General features: G+C 69.4%; 14 protein-coding genes. 4 read left to right on the top strand and 10 right to left on the bottom strand.

Annotated elements, in window-relative coordinates:
- Window positions 1–5: 5 nt before the first annotated feature.
- The 4 genes from MKL01_RS25855 to MKL01_RS25840 form a co-directional block, all read right to left on the bottom strand.
- The gene (locus MKL01_RS25855; RefSeq protein WP_243908028.1) at window positions 6–227 is read right to left on the bottom strand and encodes a hypothetical protein; all 222 of its coding nucleotides are present in this window, start codon (window positions 225–227) and stop codon (window positions 6–8) included.
- A gap of 169 nt (window positions 228–396) precedes the next feature.
- Window positions 397–3,459 (bottom strand): efflux RND transporter permease subunit, encoded by a 3,063-nt coding sequence (locus tag MKL01_RS25850; protein WP_313901490.1) that lies wholly within the window; start codon window positions 3,457–3,459, stop codon window positions 397–399.
- 21 nt (window positions 3,460–3,480) lie between these two features.
- On the bottom strand, window positions 3,481–4,581 hold the full coding sequence (locus MKL01_RS25845; RefSeq protein ID WP_243908027.1) for an efflux RND transporter periplasmic adaptor subunit: 1,101 nt from the start codon (window positions 4,579–4,581) through the stop codon (window positions 3,481–3,483).
- Window positions 4,578–5,678: an efflux RND transporter periplasmic adaptor subunit gene (locus tag MKL01_RS25840; protein ID WP_243908026.1), complete on the bottom strand. Its 1,101-nt coding sequence runs from the start codon at window positions 5,676–5,678 to the stop codon at window positions 4,578–4,580. Before MKL01_RS25840 ends, MKL01_RS25845 begins: the two co-directional genes overlap by 4 nt.
- A gap of 97 nt (window positions 5,679–5,775) precedes the next feature.
- On the opposite strand from MKL01_RS25840, the gene MKL01_RS25835 reads away from it, so the two are divergent.
- The gene (locus MKL01_RS25835) at window positions 5,776–6,339 is read left to right on the top strand and encodes a TetR/AcrR family transcriptional regulator (protein WP_243908025.1); all 564 of its coding nucleotides are present in this window, start codon (window positions 5,776–5,778) and stop codon (window positions 6,337–6,339) included.
- Between the two features lie 58 nt (window positions 6,340–6,397).
- On the opposite strand, the gene MKL01_RS25830 is transcribed toward MKL01_RS25835, so the two are convergent.
- Genes MKL01_RS25830 through MKL01_RS25820 form a run of 3 tightly spaced genes read right to left on the bottom strand, consistent with a single transcriptional unit; the run spans window position 6,398 to window position 9,779 of the window.
- Complete coding sequence (locus tag MKL01_RS25830; RefSeq protein WP_243908024.1) at window positions 6,398–7,459, bottom strand: sensor histidine kinase; 1,062 nt, start codon at window positions 7,457–7,459, stop codon at window positions 6,398–6,400.
- A complete protein-coding gene (locus MKL01_RS25825) occupies window positions 7,456–7,908 on the bottom strand; it encodes a response regulator (RefSeq protein WP_243908023.1) in 453 nt (150 codons plus the stop codon). Before MKL01_RS25825 ends, MKL01_RS25830 begins: the two co-directional genes overlap by 4 nt.
- Entirely contained in the window at window positions 7,905–9,779 is a 1,875-nt protein-coding gene (locus MKL01_RS25820) for an MHYT domain-containing protein (RefSeq protein ID WP_243908022.1), read from the bottom strand. Before MKL01_RS25820 ends, MKL01_RS25825 begins: the two co-directional genes overlap by 4 nt.
- A gap of 456 nt (window positions 9,780–10,235) precedes the next feature.
- On the opposite strand from MKL01_RS25820, the gene MKL01_RS25815 reads away from it, so the two are divergent.
- On the top strand, window positions 10,236–10,922 hold the full coding sequence (locus MKL01_RS25815) for a hypothetical protein (protein ID WP_243908021.1): 687 nt from the start codon (window positions 10,236–10,238) through the stop codon (window positions 10,920–10,922).
- Window positions 10,923–11,023: 101 nt separating this feature from the next.
- On the opposite strand, the gene MKL01_RS25810 is transcribed toward MKL01_RS25815, so the two are convergent.
- Window positions 11,024–11,308 carry a hypothetical protein gene (locus MKL01_RS25810; protein ID WP_243908020.1) on the bottom strand — a complete coding sequence of 95 codons (285 nt, stop codon included), beginning with the start codon at window positions 11,306–11,308 and terminating at the stop codon, window positions 11,024–11,026.
- A gap of 448 nt (window positions 11,309–11,756) precedes the next feature.
- On the opposite strand from MKL01_RS25810, the gene frc reads away from it, so the two are divergent.
- Both frc and MKL01_RS25800 read left to right on the top strand, forming a co-directional pair.
- On the top strand, window positions 11,757–13,034 hold the full coding sequence (gene frc, locus MKL01_RS25805) for a formyl-CoA transferase (RefSeq protein WP_243908019.1): 1,278 nt from the start codon (window positions 11,757–11,759) through the stop codon (window positions 13,032–13,034).
- A 193-nt stretch (window positions 13,035–13,227) separates the two neighbouring features.
- Complete coding sequence (locus MKL01_RS25800; RefSeq protein ID WP_243908018.1) at window positions 13,228–14,160, top strand: methionyl-tRNA formyltransferase; 933 nt, start codon at window positions 13,228–13,230, stop codon at window positions 14,158–14,160.
- Between the two features lie 54 nt (window positions 14,161–14,214).
- On the opposite strand, the gene MKL01_RS25795 is transcribed toward MKL01_RS25800, so the two are convergent.
- Together MKL01_RS25795 and oxlT are read right to left on the bottom strand one after the other, a co-directional pair.
- Complete coding sequence (locus MKL01_RS25795) at window positions 14,215–14,889, bottom strand: class II aldolase/adducin family protein (RefSeq protein ID WP_243908017.1); 675 nt, start codon at window positions 14,887–14,889, stop codon at window positions 14,215–14,217.
- Window positions 14,890–14,996: 107 nt separating this feature from the next.
- Window positions 14,997–16,274, bottom strand: coding sequence for an oxalate/formate MFS antiporter (oxlT, locus tag MKL01_RS25790; protein ID WP_243908016.1), 1,278 nt, complete (start codon window positions 16,272–16,274; stop codon window positions 14,997–14,999).
- Window positions 16,275–16,317: the final 43 nt, after the last annotated feature.

Genomic DNA, 16,317 nt, shown 5'->3' with positions numbered 1-16,317 from the left:
ACCGGTCACTGCGGCTCCTTCACCCGGCGGCACTCGGTCTTGAGGTAGGCGGTCTTGCCGATCTCGTCGCGCCGTTCGGTCCGGGCGATGATCTCCTGCCAACCGGTGGCGCAGCCGAGTTCGTTGGCGACCCGGATCTTGCGCACTTCCAGCGCCTGGGCGTCCGTGCAGGCGTCCTGGGCGAGGCCGTTGGCGCAGACCAGGACGACGGCGATGAAGGCGTTCATTGGGGGTCGAGCTCCTGGTTCTGGCCCAGCCCTACGCGCCAAACCGTCCCAAGGTTTCCGATCGCCTCTGCCGTGGATCTTTACGGTCGGCCCGCCCTGAGGGGGCGAATGGACGGGCCGACCGTGTCTCGCGGCACCGGGAGGCGCCGCGATCGCGTCCGCCCGACCGTCAGGCGGCGGGGCGACCCGCACCGCCGGTCTCCGGCCGGATGCGGTAGCAGCCGACATAGAGGGCGGGCAGGAACAGCAGCGTCAGGACGGTGGCCGCCAGGATGCCGCCGATCATCGCGAAGGCCATCGGCCCCCAGAAGACCTCGCGGGCGATCGGGATGAGGCCCAGGCTCGCCGCCGCCGCGGTGAGCAGGATCGGGCGCATGCGGTGGTGGGTGGCCTCGAACACGGCGTCCCAGGGAGCCATGCCCTCGTCCCGGAACTCCTCGATCTGGCTCACGAGGATCACCGCGTTGCGGATGATGATGCCGATCAGCGCCAGGACGCCCAGGATGGCGACGAAGCCCATCGGCTTGTCGAACAGCAGCAGCGCCGGCACCACGCCGATCAGGCCGAGCGGTGCGACCGCGAAGACCAGCAGCATCCGCCCGACGCTCTGGAGCTGCATCATCAGCAGGACCGCCATGGCGAGCAGCATGACCGGGACGACTGCGGCGATCGGGCCCTGGCCCTTGGCGGATTCCTCCACGGCGCCGCCCGTCCGCAGCGAGTAGCTCTCCGGCAGCGTCTTGACGAAGGCGTCGATGCCGGGCTGCAGGTCCGCCACGATGGTGGCGGGCTGGGTCGAATCGTGGATCGTCGCCCGCACCGTGACGGTGGGAAGCCGGTCGCGGCGCCAGACGATCGGCTGCTCGAGATCGTAACCAATCCGCGCGAAGGCGAGCAGCGGCACCACGGACCCGTTGGCGAGGCCGACCTGCAACGACTGGAGCGTGTCCAGGGACGACCGCTCCGCCGCCCGGGCCCGGCCGACCACGTTCACCAGGTAGATCGAGTCGCGCACCTGGGTGATCGCCTGGCCGCCCTCGATGCCGTTGAGGATGCCCGCGACATCCTGACTGGTGACCCCGAGCTGGCGCGCCTTGTCCTGGAGGATGTCGACCCGCAGCACCTTGCCGGGCTCGTTCCAATCGAAGGTCGGCACGTCGAGGCGCCGGTCGGTGGCGACGACGTTGGCGAGGTCGAGGGCGAGGCGCCGCACCGTCTCCATGTTCGGACCGCCGAGCCGGTACTGGATCGGCCGGCCGACCGGCGGTCCCAGGCTCAGCGGCTGCAGGAGCACGTCGGTCCCGACGAAATCGCGCAGAGCGATCTCGCGGAGGCGCCCCATGACGGCATCGCGCACCTCCAGCGACTTGGTGACGATCACGATCTGCCCGAAGAACGCGTTGGCGAGCTGCTGGTCGAGGGGCAGGTAGAAGCGCACAGCGCCCTGGCCGACATAGGACGACCAGCCCGTCACGTCGGGATCGTCCTTCAGCTTCGCCTCGAACCGATCCATCTGGGCCCTCGTCTCCGCGATGGTGGCGTTCTGCGGCAGGGTCAGGTCGACCAGCACCTCGGATCGGTCGGAGGACGGAAAGAACTGCTGCTGCACGTGGCCCAGACCGACGATCGCGACGGCCATGGCCGCCAGGCACATGACGACGGTCGTCCAGTGCCACCGCATCGCGATCCGGAGGACCGCGAGGAAGAGGCGGGTGAAGATCCCGCGCTTCTCGGTCAGGTGTTTCAACGTCTTCGGCAGGAGCGTGACGCCGATCAGGGGCGCGAACAAAACCGCCACGACCCACGAGACCAGCAGCGCCGCCGCGATCACCACGAACAGCGAGTACGTGTACTCGCCGGCCCCGGACCCGTTGAAGCCGATCGGCAGGAAGCCCGCCACGGTCACGAGCGTCCCGGTCAGCATCGGGAAGGCCGTGGAGGTGTAGGCGAAGGTGGCGGCCTTGCGGAGCGTGTCGCCCCGCTCCAGGCGCGCCACCATCATCTCGACGGTGATCATGGCGTCGTCGACCAGCAGGCCCAGCGCGATGATCAGGGCGCCGAGCGAGATCCGCTGCAGCGTCACGTCCATGATCTGCATGATCACGAATACGATCGCCAGCACCAGCGGGATCGACACGGAGACGACGAGCCCGGCTCGGATGCCGAGGCTGATGAAGCTCACCGCCAGCACGATGACGACGGCCTCGACCAGCGCTTCGGTGAATCCGCCGACCGCGTGCTCGACCTGCTTGGGCTGGTCCGACACGAGGTGGACGCCGACGCCGACCGGAAGCGTCGCCTCGATCCGCCGCATCCGCGCCTTCAGGGCCTCGCCGAAATGAAGCAGATTGGCGCCCGGCCGCATGGCGATGGCGAGGCCGATGGCCGGCTTGCCGTCGACCCGGAACATCGGCGCCGGCGGATCCTCGTATCCGCGCGTGATCTCGGCGATGTCGGCGAGGCGGAAGAAGCGGTCGTTCACCCGAAGGTTGAAGTCCTGGAGGGAGGCCTCGGAGGCGAAGGAGCCGCTGACCCGCAGCGAGACGCGCTCCGGGCCCGCCTGCACGACCCCGGAGGCCGAGACCGCGTTCTGGGCCTGGAGCGCCTTGATCAGCGCCTGGAAGTCGAGGCCGTAGCCCGCGAGCTTGCGGGTCGAGAAATCGAGGTAGATCGTCTCGGCTTGGGTGCCGATCAGCTGCGTCTTGCCGATATCGGGGACCTGGAGCACCTCCGTGCGGACGGTCTCGACGTAGTCGCGCAGCTGCCGATGCGTCAGACCATCCGCCGTGAAGGCGTAGATGTTTCCGTAGACGTCGCCGAACTCGTCGTTGAAGAACGGCCCCTGCACGCCCTCCGGAAACTGGCCTCTGATGTCGCCGAGCCGCTTGCGCACCTGATAGCACGCCGGCTGGGTCTCTCCCTTCTTCAGCGTGTCGCGGAACTGCACGAAAACCGTGGAGGAGCCGGGCGTGGTGTAGCTGCGGACGAATTCGAGGCTGTTGAGCTGTTGGAGTTCCTTCTCGACCCGGTCGGTGACCTGATCGAGGGTGTCCTTGATGGTCGCGCCCGGCCACGTCGTCTGCACGACCATGGTCTTGATCGTGAACGGCGGATCCTCCTCGCGGCCGAGGCGCCCGTAGGCCATCACGCCGGCGACCAGCGACACCAGCATCAAAAACCAGACGAACGAGCGGTGCTCGAGCGCCCAATCGGAGAGATTGAAACTCTTCACGCGTGAACCCCGTGCGGCCGTTCAGACGGCGCCGTCGGTCAGGCGCACGGCCTGGCCTTCCGTGAGTGCGTGGACACCGGCGATGACGACCCGGTCGCCGGCCCGAAGCCCCTCGATGATCGCGATGCGGCCGGCTTCGGCCTCGGTCCGGTCCGGCGCGACGGTCACGTCGCGGCGCGATACCGACGTCCCGTCCGCCGAGACCACCCAGACGGAGCGGCGGCTGCCCGCACCGAGGAGTGCCGAGGCGGGCAGCAGGATGCGCGACGGGATCGTCCGGGTCAGAACCACGTTCACGGTGGCGCCCAGGCGAAAGGCCGGATCGGGATTCGCCAGAGTGATCCTGATGCGTCTCGACCGCGTCCCGGATTCCGCCAGCGGCGCGACCTCGCGCACCCGCCCGCGCGCGGTGACATCCGGCGCGCTCTGGAGCGCCACGGTGAAGACCCCGTCCGTCGGCATCGCGCCCACGGAGGCTTCCGGGATGTCGACCACGGCCTCGCGCACGTCGGGCCGCGCCACGGAGACGACGCCCTGGCCGGCGCTCAGAACCTGCCCGACCTCGGCGAGACGCTGCGTGACCACGCCGTCGAATTCGGCCTTCAGCTCGGTGTAGCCCATCTGGTCGCGGGCCTTCTGCAGGCTCGCCGTCGCCTGATCGACCCGCGCCCGCGCGGTCTCGCGCTTGGCCACGGCCTGGTCGAGGGTGGCCTGCGCCACGCTGTTGCCGGTCATGAGCCGGCGCGTGCGCGCCTCGGCGGCCTCGGCGTTCTCCGCCTGGGCGCGGGCGTCCGCGAGATCCGCCTCGGCGCGGGTCAGGTCGAAGCGCGTGACGATGATGTCGAGGGCGGCGAGGCGCTGGCCCCGCTTGACGATGTCGCCGACCGTCACGTCCCGGGCCACCATCCGCCCGGGGATCTGGAAGCCGAGCTGCGCCTGATAGCGCGGCTCGATGGTTCCGGCGAAGGGGCCGAAGGTGACCGTATCGGCCGGAGCGGCGACCAGCGTGAGCACGGGACGCACGGGTCCGGAGGCGGCCTCGTGCGGCGCTTCGCCGTGATCGTTGCAGCCGCTCAGCATCGCGGCGAGGACGCCGACGACGAGGAATGTTCGGAGATTCATGGCCGCTGTCCGATCTCGGCGGCCGCGACGACCTGACCGGGCCGCAGGAACTGGATGCCGGCGACGACCACGCGTTCGCCCGGCTCGACACCGCCCTTCAGCACGATGATGTCCGGCCCGAACCGATCGATCTCGACGGCACGGACCGAGACGGCGCGCCGGGCCGGGTCGTAGATCCACACCGAGGGGCGCCCGTCGTAGCGGTACAGCGCGGACCAGGGCAGCTCCACGGCGTCGTGCGGGGCGAAGCGCCCGCGACCGACCACCACGGCCCCGAGCCCCATGGCGGGCGGGGTCGACCGGAGGCTGATCTTGACGCGGACCGTGCCGCTCGCGGCGTCCACCGTCGGGGAGATCTCGCGCACGGACCCGGTGGCGGTGACGGCCGGGTCGGCCTGGAGGGCGACGGCGATCGTCCCCTCGGCCGGCGGCTGCGTCGTCAGCGATTCGTACACGTTGAAGACGGCATCGCGCGGACCGTCCTGAGCGAGCACGAGGATCGTCTGGCCGGACTGGACGACCTGTCCGACCTCGAAACTCCGGCTCGTGACGATCCCGGCGACGCCGGCGCGCAGCTCGGTGTACGAGAACTGTTCCTGGGCGGTGCCCAGGGCGGCCTTGGCGGAATCGACCGCGGCCTGCGTGGTGCGGAGTTCCTGCTCCGCGTTGTCGTAGGTCGAGCGCGTGGTGAAGCCGCCGGCGAGCAGCTGCTTCTGACGCTCGAACGCCATCTTCGCCTGCGTCAGCAGGGCCTCCGCCGAATTCAGCGCCGCCTTGGCGTTGTCGAGGTTGGCCTGCTGGGTCAGGGGCTCCAGCACGGCGAGGACCTGATCTGCCTCGACATGGTCGCCGACCTCGACCCGGCGCTCCGCGACCTTCCCGTTCGTCCGGAAGGCGACATTCACCTGCGCCTGGGCCTGGATATCGCCGGTCAGCACGACCTCGAGCGACTGGGACGTACGCCGGGCCTCCACGACCCGGACCCGCACCACGGACGAATCGACGGCCGCCGTCTCAGCCCGGGCGCACCCGATCCCGCTCAGGACGGTTATGGCTAGGAGACGACATACGGGTCGGAGATCGGGGAAGCGGATCATGCGGGCGTCGATCCCGGCCAGGCTCGTGACATCAGCGTGGCGCGGTCCTACCCGATCCGTTACATACCGTCCAGCCGGTTTTTAATTCAGGTGGGTGATGGCAGCGAAACGCAGGCGGCTGGCGGAACGGCCCGAGATCATCCTCGAAGCGGCGGCCGCGGTCCTGGTGAAGCGCGGCGCCCGGGGGTTGACCATCGACGCGGTGGCCGCCGAGGCGGGGCTGAGCAAGGGCGGGGTGCTGCACCACTACGCGTCGAAGGAGGCGCTGGTCCTGGCCCTGGTCGCCCGCAAGCTCACGCAGCTCCGCGAGGAACTTGCCGCCTGCGCGGCTGAGATCCCGACGGGCCCCTCCCAGCTACCCGTCGCCATGGTCGCCCATGTCCGCGGGCATTACTGCGACGACGACGAGTCCGCGCGGGCGCTGCTGCTGGCCTCGATGGAATCACCGGAGGCCCAGAAGGGTTACAAAGCCTTCGTGGCGGAGCAGCTGGGCCGCCTGGGCGGCATCCAGGGCGCGAGCCCCGGCGAAGGCTCGGTCCTGTTCTTCGCGATCCTGGGCCTCTTCATGGGTCGGGCGCTGGGCTTCCACCAACTCGGCGAGGAGGACCTCACCCCGATGCTCGACGCGTTGGAGCGGATCGCCCGCAGGGTCGAAGCATGAGGCGTCGCGCGTCATCCGGCGCCGCCGGCGTGGCCGCCGGTCTCGCGGCCGGACGGGCTCAGGACTGGAACGCCAGCACCGCGCGCGTGCCGGGGCGCCCCCTCACGTAGGCGAGTTCGGACCGCAGGTTCTGCGCCATGGCCCGCACGATCCGGGATCCGAGGCCGGTGCCGCGGATGGTCCCCTCCCCGGTCCAGCCGATGCCGTCGTCCTCCACGGCGAGCAGGACGGTATCGGCCGCCTCCAGCGCGACCTCGACGCGGATCTCGCCCGACGTGTCGAGCGGATAGGCGTACTTGTAGGCGTTGGTCACGAGTTCGGTCACGACCACGCCCACCGAGACCGCCTTGTCGGTGGACAGGCGGACCGGTGCGGCGCGCAGCCGGATCGCGTGGTCCCGGCCGCTCGCCCGCATCGCGGCCTGCAGCTCTTCGAGGAGGCTGCCGAGATAGGCGTCCAGCTCGACGGACTCGACGTCGTCCGACGTGTAGAGGCGGCGATGGATGCCGGCGATCGCCGAGATCCGCGCCTGCATCTCGTCCAGCGCCGCCTTCGCGGCCGGGTCGGTCACGGCGTTGCGCTGCATGTGCGCCAGCGCCGCCACCAGGGCCAACGAGTTCGCCACGCGGTGGTTGACCTCCCGCAGCAGCAATTCGGCCCGATCGCGGGCCTCCCGCATCTCGGCCTCCGCCCGCTCCTTGTCGCGTCGCAAAGCTTCCTGGCCGAGGGCTGTCGCGACGGCCTCGCCCAGGAGTTCGCGGAACTGGCCCTGCACGTCCTTCCAGACGTAATCGACCGCACCGGCCTTGAGGGCGGCCACGGCGACGCGGCTGTCCTCGGAGCCGGTCACGTAGATGACCGGGGGCGCCTGCGGCAGGGCCCGGATCTCCGGAAGCAGGTCGAGCCCGGTCTGGCCGGGCATGTGATGGTCGAGCGCCACGGCGTCGATCCCGCCCTGTGCCAAGCGCGACAGCCCGTCCGCGCCGCTGGCGCAGAGTTCCACCGTGTAGCCCCGGGCCTCCAGCGCGCGCCGGACCAGCCGGCCGAGGCCGGGGTCGTCGTCGATGTAAAGGATCCGCGCCGCGGGGGCGGCGTCCGCGCCGACGCGCTCGCCCGTCATGGGTTCTGGGGAACCTTCATCACCGAGAGGAACAGGCCGAGCTGGCGGATGGCGGTGGCGAAGCCCTCGTAGTTCACCGGCTTCGTGATGTAGACGTTCGCGCCCAGATCGTAACAGCGCTGGATCTCGCGGCTGTCATCCGTGGTGGTGAGCACCACGACGGGGGAGCGGCGGGTGTGCGGGTTCGCCTTGATCGCCTCGAGGACGTCGAGGCCGGTCATGTCGGGCAGATTCAGGTCGAGAAGGATGAGCAGGTGGCGCCGGGCGCTCGCCTCCCCGGACCCGTCCGGGCCCAGCAGGTACGCGAGGGCGGAGTTTCCGTCCTGGAACGGCACGATCTCGTTGTTCACGCCGGCCCGACGGATGTTGCGCTCGATCAGCCGGGCGTGACCCTCGTCATCCTCGATCATCACGATGCTGACAGGGTGCACGGGTCGCTCCAGGCTCATTCGGCGGCGAGGGGCGCGCGCTCGGCGGGGTCCAGTCCTGCCTTAGCCGCGCGGCACGGCAAGGTCACGTCGAACGTCGTGCCCTCGCCGAGCGTCGACCGCATCTCGATCCGGCCGCCGATGGAGCGCACCAGGGCCTTGACGTGCGCGAGGCCGATGCCTTCGCCCGGCCGGTCCTGCAGGCCCGACCGCCGGAACAATTCGAACACGCGGGCATGATCCCGCGGAGCGATCCCGCGCCCGTTATCGGCGACGGAGAAGCAGATCCCCCGCGGTCCCGCGGAGCGGGCCGTGACGGTGATCCGTCCCGGCCGCGACGGGTCCAGATACTTGACCGCATTGTCCAGCAGGTTGCCGAAGATCTGCTCGACGGCGAGGCGGTCGGCGACGATTCCGGGCAGGTCGTGCGCGATGAGCACCTGCGCGCCCGCCGCTTCCGCCTGATGGCGCTGCGCGTCGGCCAGGGCCTGCAGCACGGCCGCCATGTCCAGGTCTTCCGGCGTGAAATGCCGCCTGCCCTCCCGCGACAGCTTCAGGATGGCGGCGATCAGCGCCTCCATCCGGTTCACCGCCGCCTTGACGAAGCTCAGCGCCTCCCCGAAGTCCGTGTCGAGGCGCTCGGCCTCCGGATGACCCTGCAGGGCCGTCCGCATCTCCGCCCGCGTCGCCTCCAGCTCGCTCGTGAACCCCATCACGTTGACCAGGGGCGAGCGCAGGTCGTGGCTGACGATGTAGGCGTAGCGCTGGATCTCCTCGTTGGATTCCCGCAGATCCGCCTCGGCCATCCGCTGTTCGGTGATGTCGGTGTGGACGCCGACCCATTCGCGGATCGCCCCCCGCGCGTCGAGCACCGGGACGGCGCGGATCGCGTAGTGCCGCCACGTCCCGTCGCGGGACCGGACCCGGTGCTCGTGGACGTAGGTGCGTCGGGCCTTCACCGTCTCGGTCCAGGTCTCGACGGACTCCTTGACGTCGTCGGGATGGACCGCGTCGGCCCAGCCGTAGCCTTGGTACTGCGCCCGCGACTGCCCTGTGATCGCGCTCCAGCCGGGCTGCTCGCCGACCATCCGGCCCGCCGCGTCGTTGGTCCACAGGACGCCGCGCACGGCCTCGATCGCGGCGCGGAAGCGCCCCTCGCTCGCCTGCAGCTCCTGCTGCACGCGCTGCTGGTCGAGCGAGGAGGCCAGCATCGCCAGGAACAGGATGAGGAAGGTGGTGCCGGCGACGTAGACCGCGAGGTTCTGCTGTTCCAGGACGGTCATGCCCGCATGCGAGGCCGTCTCCGTCGCCGTGACGGTGGCCGCCGCCATGCCGCAATAGTGCATGCCGGCCACCGCGAAGCCCATGACGCAGGCGGCGACCAGCTTCTGCCAGACACCGTGCTGGCGGAAGGCGAGCCAGAGCGCGGCCGTCGCCGCCGTCACCGCGATCACGATCGAGACGCCGACGATGGGCAAGCTGTAGGTGAGATGTCCGGGAAGCCGAAGCGCCGCCATGCCGGTGTAGTGCATCCCGGCGATGCCGAGTCCCATCAGCGGACCGGCGATCAGGATGCCCGCGCGATCGCCCCGCCGGCGGACCACCCAGGCGAAGCCCGCCCCGGTGACCGCGATCGCGATCACGAGCGACAGGACGGTGAGGCCGAGATCGTAGGCGGCGTGCAGCGCCATCTCGAAGGCGAGCATGCCGACGAAGTGCATCGACCAGATGCCGCCGCCGAGGGCGAGCGCAGCGCCGGCAACCCATGGCCAGCGCGGACCGCTGGCGGAGTCGCGGACGCGCGCGCCGAGATCCAGGGCGGTGTAGGAGGCGAAGATCGCGAGGCCGATCGACAGAGCGACGAGCGCCGGGTTGAAACCTGTATGGACCATCTGCCGGTATCGACGCGTAACGACCGCAGGTTTCGATGTAACCCGAGTGCGTGGGAAGCGCTATCGAACTTCCGCTTCCCACCGACGTGTTGAATAACGCGGTGGATCCGGTGACTCATCCGGCGGCCGGGCGGCGAATCTGGGTCCAATAGCCTCCGGCTTCCGCGACGCTCGCAACCCCCTCCCCGCTCCGCAGTCGGCTTGCCCATAGCCCGGCGCGCCGACCGCACCGCCGCGGCTCTGCGGGATCGCCGAGGGGCCTGCGCTCGCTACAAATGATGCGGTCCACTTTGCCGGGGCGCGAGACGCGTGATGCGACAGATGTCCCCAGACGCCGCAATCGGTGGGGATCGATGTCGGCGCGAAGAAGATTCAGGTTTGGCGCGACGGCGTGGTCTCTGCCAAGGTGCGCGCACGTTGTAGGCTTCGTCGCTCCCTCATCGCGAATGCAAGTTCATGGACGAACACGACGCGATACCCGCCTCCGACCAGCTGCGCCGGTCCTTGGCGCGCGCTCTGTACGATTGCGAGCGGAGCGAGGACGCGGAGCGCCTGTCCTGGGACGATACGGATCTGGAGGCGGAGGGGTCCAGAATGCGCGAACGCTACCTCCAGCGCGCCGATGCCCTCGTGGCGGGACCGCTCGCGGCGCTGTTGGCGGATCGGGAGGCCGGCGAAGCCGTCGAGGAGGAACTGCGCGTGCTGCGCCGGCAGCGGATGGCGCCCGAGCGCGAGCGCGAGCTTCTCGAGGCCAACAACCGCCTGCTCGCCCGCAGCGAGGCGGCCGAGGCGGCTCGCGTCGTCGCGGAGGACGCGCTGGCCGCGACGCGGCGGGAGCGGGACGTCGCCCGCGAGGCGGAGGCGTTCTGGCAGCAATTCGCCTTCGATGCCGACGATCTCGCGACGCGCCGCCTCGTCGAGCAAACGGATGCCAGGGCGGCGGCCGAGCGCGAGGCGATCCGGGAACGGTGCCGCAGGGAGCGGGCCGAGAGCGCGTTGCGCCTGTTCGCCGACCGGGCCGAAGTCATGCCCAAGGAAGGCTGGGCCTCGGAGCTGGGCAAGGCCAATCGCGATATCCCGCTCTGGTGGTTCCACGCGGCGCGCGTCGCCCTGGAGCCGCCGGACTCCTCCGGCGGTTCCTGACGCCGCGCGGGCGAGCGGAACCGGTCCGAACCTCGACGGCCTTCGCGTCGCCCGGGAGCGGGTGGCCGTGCCCGGGGCGGAGCCGGAGCCGATGCGCCGCTTCAGGCCGCCGCGGATTCCTTGGCGGTTGCGGGCGGATCGCGAAACAGGGCCGTGCAGCCCGAGCCCCGGTGCATGCTCAGGATCGACGCGCGGTCGATCTCGGGATGGGTCTTGAGAACCTTCTGCACGCAGGCCAGTACGCGCTCGTACTGCGCGGCATCGAAATTCGGTTCCAGCGGGCTGACCGCGATATAGGTCTCGACGACGAGCACGCGCTCGGCTCGGTCGTGGTCGACATCGACGGCGATCCAGGACGACTTGATCAGGCTTGTGCTGGCGAGCATGGGCGTTCCTCGTTCACCGTTGCATCGCTCTGCCCGCGGTGCCGGCAGGTGATTTTGACAAAATCATGAACCTCGGGCGGTCGAAAGCCAAGAGCCCCGGTGCAACCCCTTGGGATCTCCACCCGGCGCGCCTGTTGAGCACCGGGGATTGTCAGCCTAAGGTCGCATGCCGGCCCGGGGACCCGCTACCTGGAATGGCGACTCGATTCCGCCGGATGGCATGTGGTATACAAGTCAACGGACTCGTCACGCCGGGTCCGAATGACGGTGTCGCAATACGACGAGACCGCGCGTCAGGAGGGAGTGCAGACATGATCCGTCGGAGGATGGAAAGCGCCGACCCTCGTGGCGCCAGCCGGCTGTCGCGGCCCCCTCAAAACGTTCCGCCGTTCATCCGGGCGGCCTGAGCCGCTGATCCCGACCTCCGCTCCCAGCTCCGAGACCGATCATGACCAAGGCCCTCGAAGGCGTCCGCATCCTGGACTTCACCCACGTTCAATCCGGCCCGACCTGCACGCAGCTCCTGGCGTGGTTCGGCGCGGACGTGATCAAGGTCGAGCGGCCCGGCGTCGGTGACGCCACACGGCAGCAGCTGCAAGATATTCCCGACGTGGACAGCCTTTATTTCACGATGCTGAACCACAACAAGCGCTCGATCACGCTGGATTCGAAGAATCCGAAGGGCAAAGAGGTGCTCTGGCGTCTGATCAAGGAATGCGATGTCCTGGTCGAGAACTTCGCCCCCGGCGCGCTCGCCCGCATGGGCCTGACCTGGGAGAAGATCCACGCGGCCAACCCGCGGATGATCCTGGCGTCCGTGAAGGGCTTCGGCCCCGGCCGCTACGAGGATTGCAAGGTCTACGAGAACGTCGCGCAATGCGCCGGCGGCTCCGCCTCGACCACCGGCTTCCGCGACGGCATCCCGATGGTGACCGGCGCCCAGATCGGCGATTCCGGCACCGGCCTGCACCTGGCGCTCGGGATCGTCACCGCCCTCTATCACCGCACGCAATCCGGCCTCGGGCAGAAGGTCGACTGCGCGATGCAGGACGGCGTGCTCAACCTGTGCCGGGTGAAGCTGCGCGACCAGCAGCGCCTGCAGCACGGGCCGCTCAAGGAGTACAGCCAGTTCGGGGAAGGCATCCCGTTCGGCGAGGCGACCCCGCGTGCGGGCAACGATTCGGGCGGCGGCCAGCCGGGGCGCATCCTGCGCTGCAAGGGCTGGGAGCAGGACCCCAACGCCTACATCTACGTGATCACCCAGGCGGCGGTCTGGGAGCCGATCTGCGACATCATCGGCGAGCCCGACTGGAAGACCGACCCGAACTACGCGACGCCGAAGGGCCGCCTTCCGCATCTGAACGAGATCTTCACGCGGATCGAGGCCTGGACGATGAAGATGTCCAAGTTCGACGCGATGGACACGCTGAACAAGCACGACATCCCCTGCGGCCCGATCCTGTCGATGAAGGAGATCGCCGAGGACGAGGCCTTGCGCCAGACCGGCACCATCGTGGAGGTCGAGCATCCGACCCGCGGCACGTACCTGTCGGTGGGCAACCCGATCAAGCTTTCGGCCAGCCCCAGCGAGGTCAAGCGCTCGCCGCTCCTCGGCGAGCACACCGACGAGATCCTGCGTCAGGTCCTCGGCTACTCGGAGGCGGAGGTCGGGGAGATCGCCCAGTCCGGCGCCATCGGCGCGGTGCAGAAGATCGCCGCCGAGTGAACCGACATCGGCCGGCGCGGGCGAGGGTCCGAGACCCCGCGCCCCCCGCGGCCGGATCCGGACGGCGGCCTAGCGACGCCAGACGAACCGGCGCGCCGGTTCGAGATCTATCGAGACGCCGCGCGATCCGGGTGTCCGGACCCCCCAAACCCTCCCCGGCCGCGCGCGGCGGGGACGACGATCAGGAGATCGCATGCGCATCGCCGTCATCGGACAGCAGGATTTCGGAAAGGCCGTCCTCGAGGCGTTCCTGAAGCGCGGCGACGATGTGGCGGGGGTGTTCTGTGCGCCGGAGAAGCCCGGCGCGAAGCCGGACGTCCTCAAGACGGCGGCCGTGGAGAAAGGCCTGGAGGTCTTTCAGTTTCCGAGCCTGAAGAGCCCCGAGGCGGAGGCGGCGATGCGCGGGCTCGGAGCCGATATCGGCATCATGGCCTACGTTCTGCAGTTCGCTCCGCAGAGCTTCGTCAGCATCCCGACGCACGGCACGATCCAGTATCATCCGAGTCTGCTGCCGCGCTATCGCGGACCCTCCTCGATCAACTGGCCGATCGCCCGGGGCGAATTGCAGACCGGCTTGACGATCTTCCGCCCGACCGACGGTCTCGACGAGGGTCCGGTGATCCTCCAGAAGGTCTGCCCGATCGGGGCCGACGCGACGCTCGGGGACGTCTATTTCGACGCGCTGTTCCCGATGGGGGTCGACGCGATGCTGGAGGCCGCCGACCTCGTCGTGGCGGGCCGGCACGTCGAGATCGATCAGGACGAGGATGCCGCCACGTACGAGGGCTGGTTCCGCGCCGCCGAGGCCGAGATCCACTGGTCCGCCCACGCCGAGCAGATCTACAATCTGATCCGCGCGGCCAACCCCGCTCCCGGCGCCTGGACCACGGTGGACGGCAAGAAGCTCCAGATCTTCGATTCCCGCCTGCACCCGATCCGCCGTCTCGCGGACGTGAAAGGCAAGCCCGGCGAGGTGGTCGCCATCGACGCGGACGGCTTCAGCGTCTGCGCCCAGGGTGGCCAGATCCAGGTCAGCAAGGTCAAGGCGGAAGGCGGCAAGAAGGTCGCGGCGGCCGTTTACGTCGAGGAGACCGGGCTCGCCGTCGGGCAGATGCTGGGCCGCTAAAGAGCGATTCTCCGACGGGAATGCCGGGACGCCCTTAGATCGGGTGGCGGCCCGTCAGGACCTTGTCGGCGTCGCATCCGCGCCCGTAACGTTGAGGCCATAGCCTCTGAAGCGCTTTACCGTGGCGTCGATCTCGTGGTCGGACAGGATGGTCGGCGCGCCGACCTGAAGCGCCACGGCATATTGGTGGCACAGCGTTTCGAGCTCCACCGCGAGCCAGAGCGCCTTGTCCAGGCTCGCCCCGGCGGCGATCATGCCGTGGTTGGCCAAGAGGCAGACGTTCCGGTCGGCCAGGGCCGCCAGGGCCAGCTCCGAGAGTTCCGCCGTCCCGTAGGGCGCGTAGGGCGCGCAGCGCACCGTCGGGCCACCGAACGCCGCGATCATGTAGTGCACCGCCGGGATCTGCCGGCCGCACATCGCGAAGGCGGTGCAGTAGACCGGGTGCGCGTGGACCACGGCGCCGACCTCCGGCCGCGACGCCAGGATGTCCCGATGGAAGCGCCATTCCGACGAGGGCTTCTGATCCGGCGTGTGGGTACCGTCGAGGCCCAGCGGGACGATGTCGTCGTCCCGGATCTGCCCGGACGGGACGCCCGACGGCGTGATCAGGAGCCCGCCGCGGAAGCGCACCGACACGTTGCCCGAGGTGCCCCGGTTCAGCCCCTGCGCGTCCAGCTCCCGCGCCGCCGCTGCGACGCGCCCCCGCGCGCTGCGTTCGTCCGTATCCATGCCCGATCTCCGGAAGGTCCGGCCCGGCGTAGGCAGGAAGCCCGGCGCCGTAAAGACGGCGCCGGGCTGTTCGCGGCGGAGCCGGCGGCCGGGCCGCCGGGCCGGGATTATCGGGCGAGCGCCGGAGCGAGGCTCGCCTCGGGCTTCTTCGTGTAGGCCGCACGCATCGGCTTCAGGACGAAGAGCGCCAGCAGGGCCGCCAAGATGTTGAGGGCAGCCGCCACGAGGAACACCGTGTGCCAGCTCCCCGTCATGGTGGTGAGCACGCTGGTATAGGGCACGATGAGCGCCGCCGTTCCCTTGGCGGTGTAGAGCAGCCCGGCATTGGTGGCGGCGTATTTCGAGCCGAACGTGTCCCCGCAGGTCGCCGGGAACAACGAGTAGATCTCGCCCCAGGCGAAGAACACGAGGCCAGTGAGCAGGACGAAGGCGATGGGGTTCTGCCCGAACTGGCTCAGGGCGTAGATGCCGACCCCTTCGATCGCGAACGACAGGAACATCGTGTTCTCGCGGCCGATATGGTCCGAGACCCAGCCGAAGAACGGGCGCGTCACGCCGTTGAGGACCCGGTCGAGGGTGGCCGCGAAGGTGAGGGCCGGCAGCGTGATCCCGAGGAGCGAGACCGGCACGTCGGCGATCTTGAAGTCCTTGGCGATGGGTCCGAGCTGCGCGGTGGCCATCAGGCCGCCGGCGGCCATCATGACGAACATCGCGTACATCACCCAGAAGATCGGCGTGCGCACCATCTCGGCGGGCTTGTAGTCGCGCTTCGACTGGCTGACCCGGGCGACCTCCGGAACCTGACCCTTGGCGGGCGAGCGCAGGGCCAGGGCGATCAGCATCACGATGACGCCCTGCCCGATGCCGAAGGTGAAGAACGCGGCCTCGTAACCCTGCGACTTGATCATCGCCTGGATCGGCACGACGGTCAGCGCCGAGCCGGCGCCGAAGCCCATGGCGGTGATGCCGGCGGCGAGGCCGCGGCGATCCGGGAACCACTTCAACGAATTGCCGACGCAGGTGCCGTAGACCGCGCCCGCGCCCGTCCCGCCGATCGCGGCCGCGATGTACAGCATGGTCAGCGAGTCGGCGTAGGAATTGATCACCCAGGCGATGGCGCAGAGCAGACCGCCGAACAGGGTGACGATGCGCGGACCGTACTTGTCGACGAACCAGCCCTCGATCGGCACGAGCCAGGTTTCGGTGACGACGAAGAGCGTGAAGGCGACCTGGATCGCCGCCCGGTCCCAGCCGTGACGCTCCTGCATCGGGTTCACGAAGAACGTCCAGCCGTACTGCATGTTGGCGATCATGCACATGCAGACGACACCGAAGGCGAGCTGCAGCCAACGGCCGCGTCCCACCGGCGTGCGGATCTCGGACATACGATTCCCTCCTCGACGTGTTCTTGTGGCCGTCTGTATTTGT

Origin of the sequence: Methylobacterium sp. J-070, from assembly GCF_022829385.1 — a bacterium.
Lineage (GTDB): Bacteria > Pseudomonadota > Alphaproteobacteria > Rhizobiales > Beijerinckiaceae > Methylobacterium.
Note: the sequence above shows the minus strand (reverse complement) of the source record. Positions and strands in the feature narration are given on the sequence as shown.

Coding starts and splice junctions, on each gene's coding strand:
- MKL01_RS25855 (WP_243908028.1), bottom strand. CDS start 227: ATGAACGCCTTCATCGCCGTCGTCCTGGTCTGCGCCAACGGCCTCGCC.
- MKL01_RS25845 (WP_243908027.1), bottom strand. CDS start 4,581: ATGAATCTCCGAACATTCCTCGTCGTCGGCGTCCTCGCCGCGATGCTG.
- MKL01_RS25840 (WP_243908026.1), bottom strand. CDS start 5,678: ATGATCCGCTTCCCCGATCTCCGACCCGTATGTCGTCTCCTAGCCATA.
- MKL01_RS25835 (WP_243908025.1), top strand. CDS start 5,776: ATGGCAGCGAAACGCAGGCGGCTGGCGGAACGGCCCGAGATCATCCTC.
- MKL01_RS25830 (WP_243908024.1), bottom strand. CDS start 7,459: ATGACGGGCGAGCGCGTCGGCGCGGACGCCGCCCCCGCGGCGCGGATC.
- MKL01_RS25825 (WP_243908023.1), bottom strand. CDS start 7,908: ATGAGCCTGGAGCGACCCGTGCACCCTGTCAGCATCGTGATGATCGAG.
- MKL01_RS25820 (WP_243908022.1), bottom strand. CDS start 9,779: ATGGTCCATACAGGTTTCAACCCGGCGCTCGTCGCTCTGTCGATCGGC.
- MKL01_RS25815 (WP_243908021.1), top strand. CDS start 10,236: ATGGACGAACACGACGCGATACCCGCCTCCGACCAGCTGCGCCGGTCC.
- MKL01_RS25810 (WP_243908020.1), bottom strand. CDS start 11,308: ATGCTCGCCAGCACAAGCCTGATCAAGTCGTCCTGGATCGCCGTCGAT.
- frc (WP_243908019.1), top strand. CDS start 11,757: ATGACCAAGGCCCTCGAAGGCGTCCGCATCCTGGACTTCACCCACGTT.
- MKL01_RS25800 (WP_243908018.1), top strand. CDS start 13,228: ATGCGCATCGCCGTCATCGGACAGCAGGATTTCGGAAAGGCCGTCCTC.
- MKL01_RS25795 (WP_243908017.1), bottom strand. CDS start 14,889: ATGGATACGGACGAACGCAGCGCGCGGGGGCGCGTCGCAGCGGCGGCG.
- oxlT (WP_243908016.1), bottom strand. CDS start 16,274: ATGTCCGAGATCCGCACGCCGGTGGGACGCGGCCGTTGGCTGCAGCTC.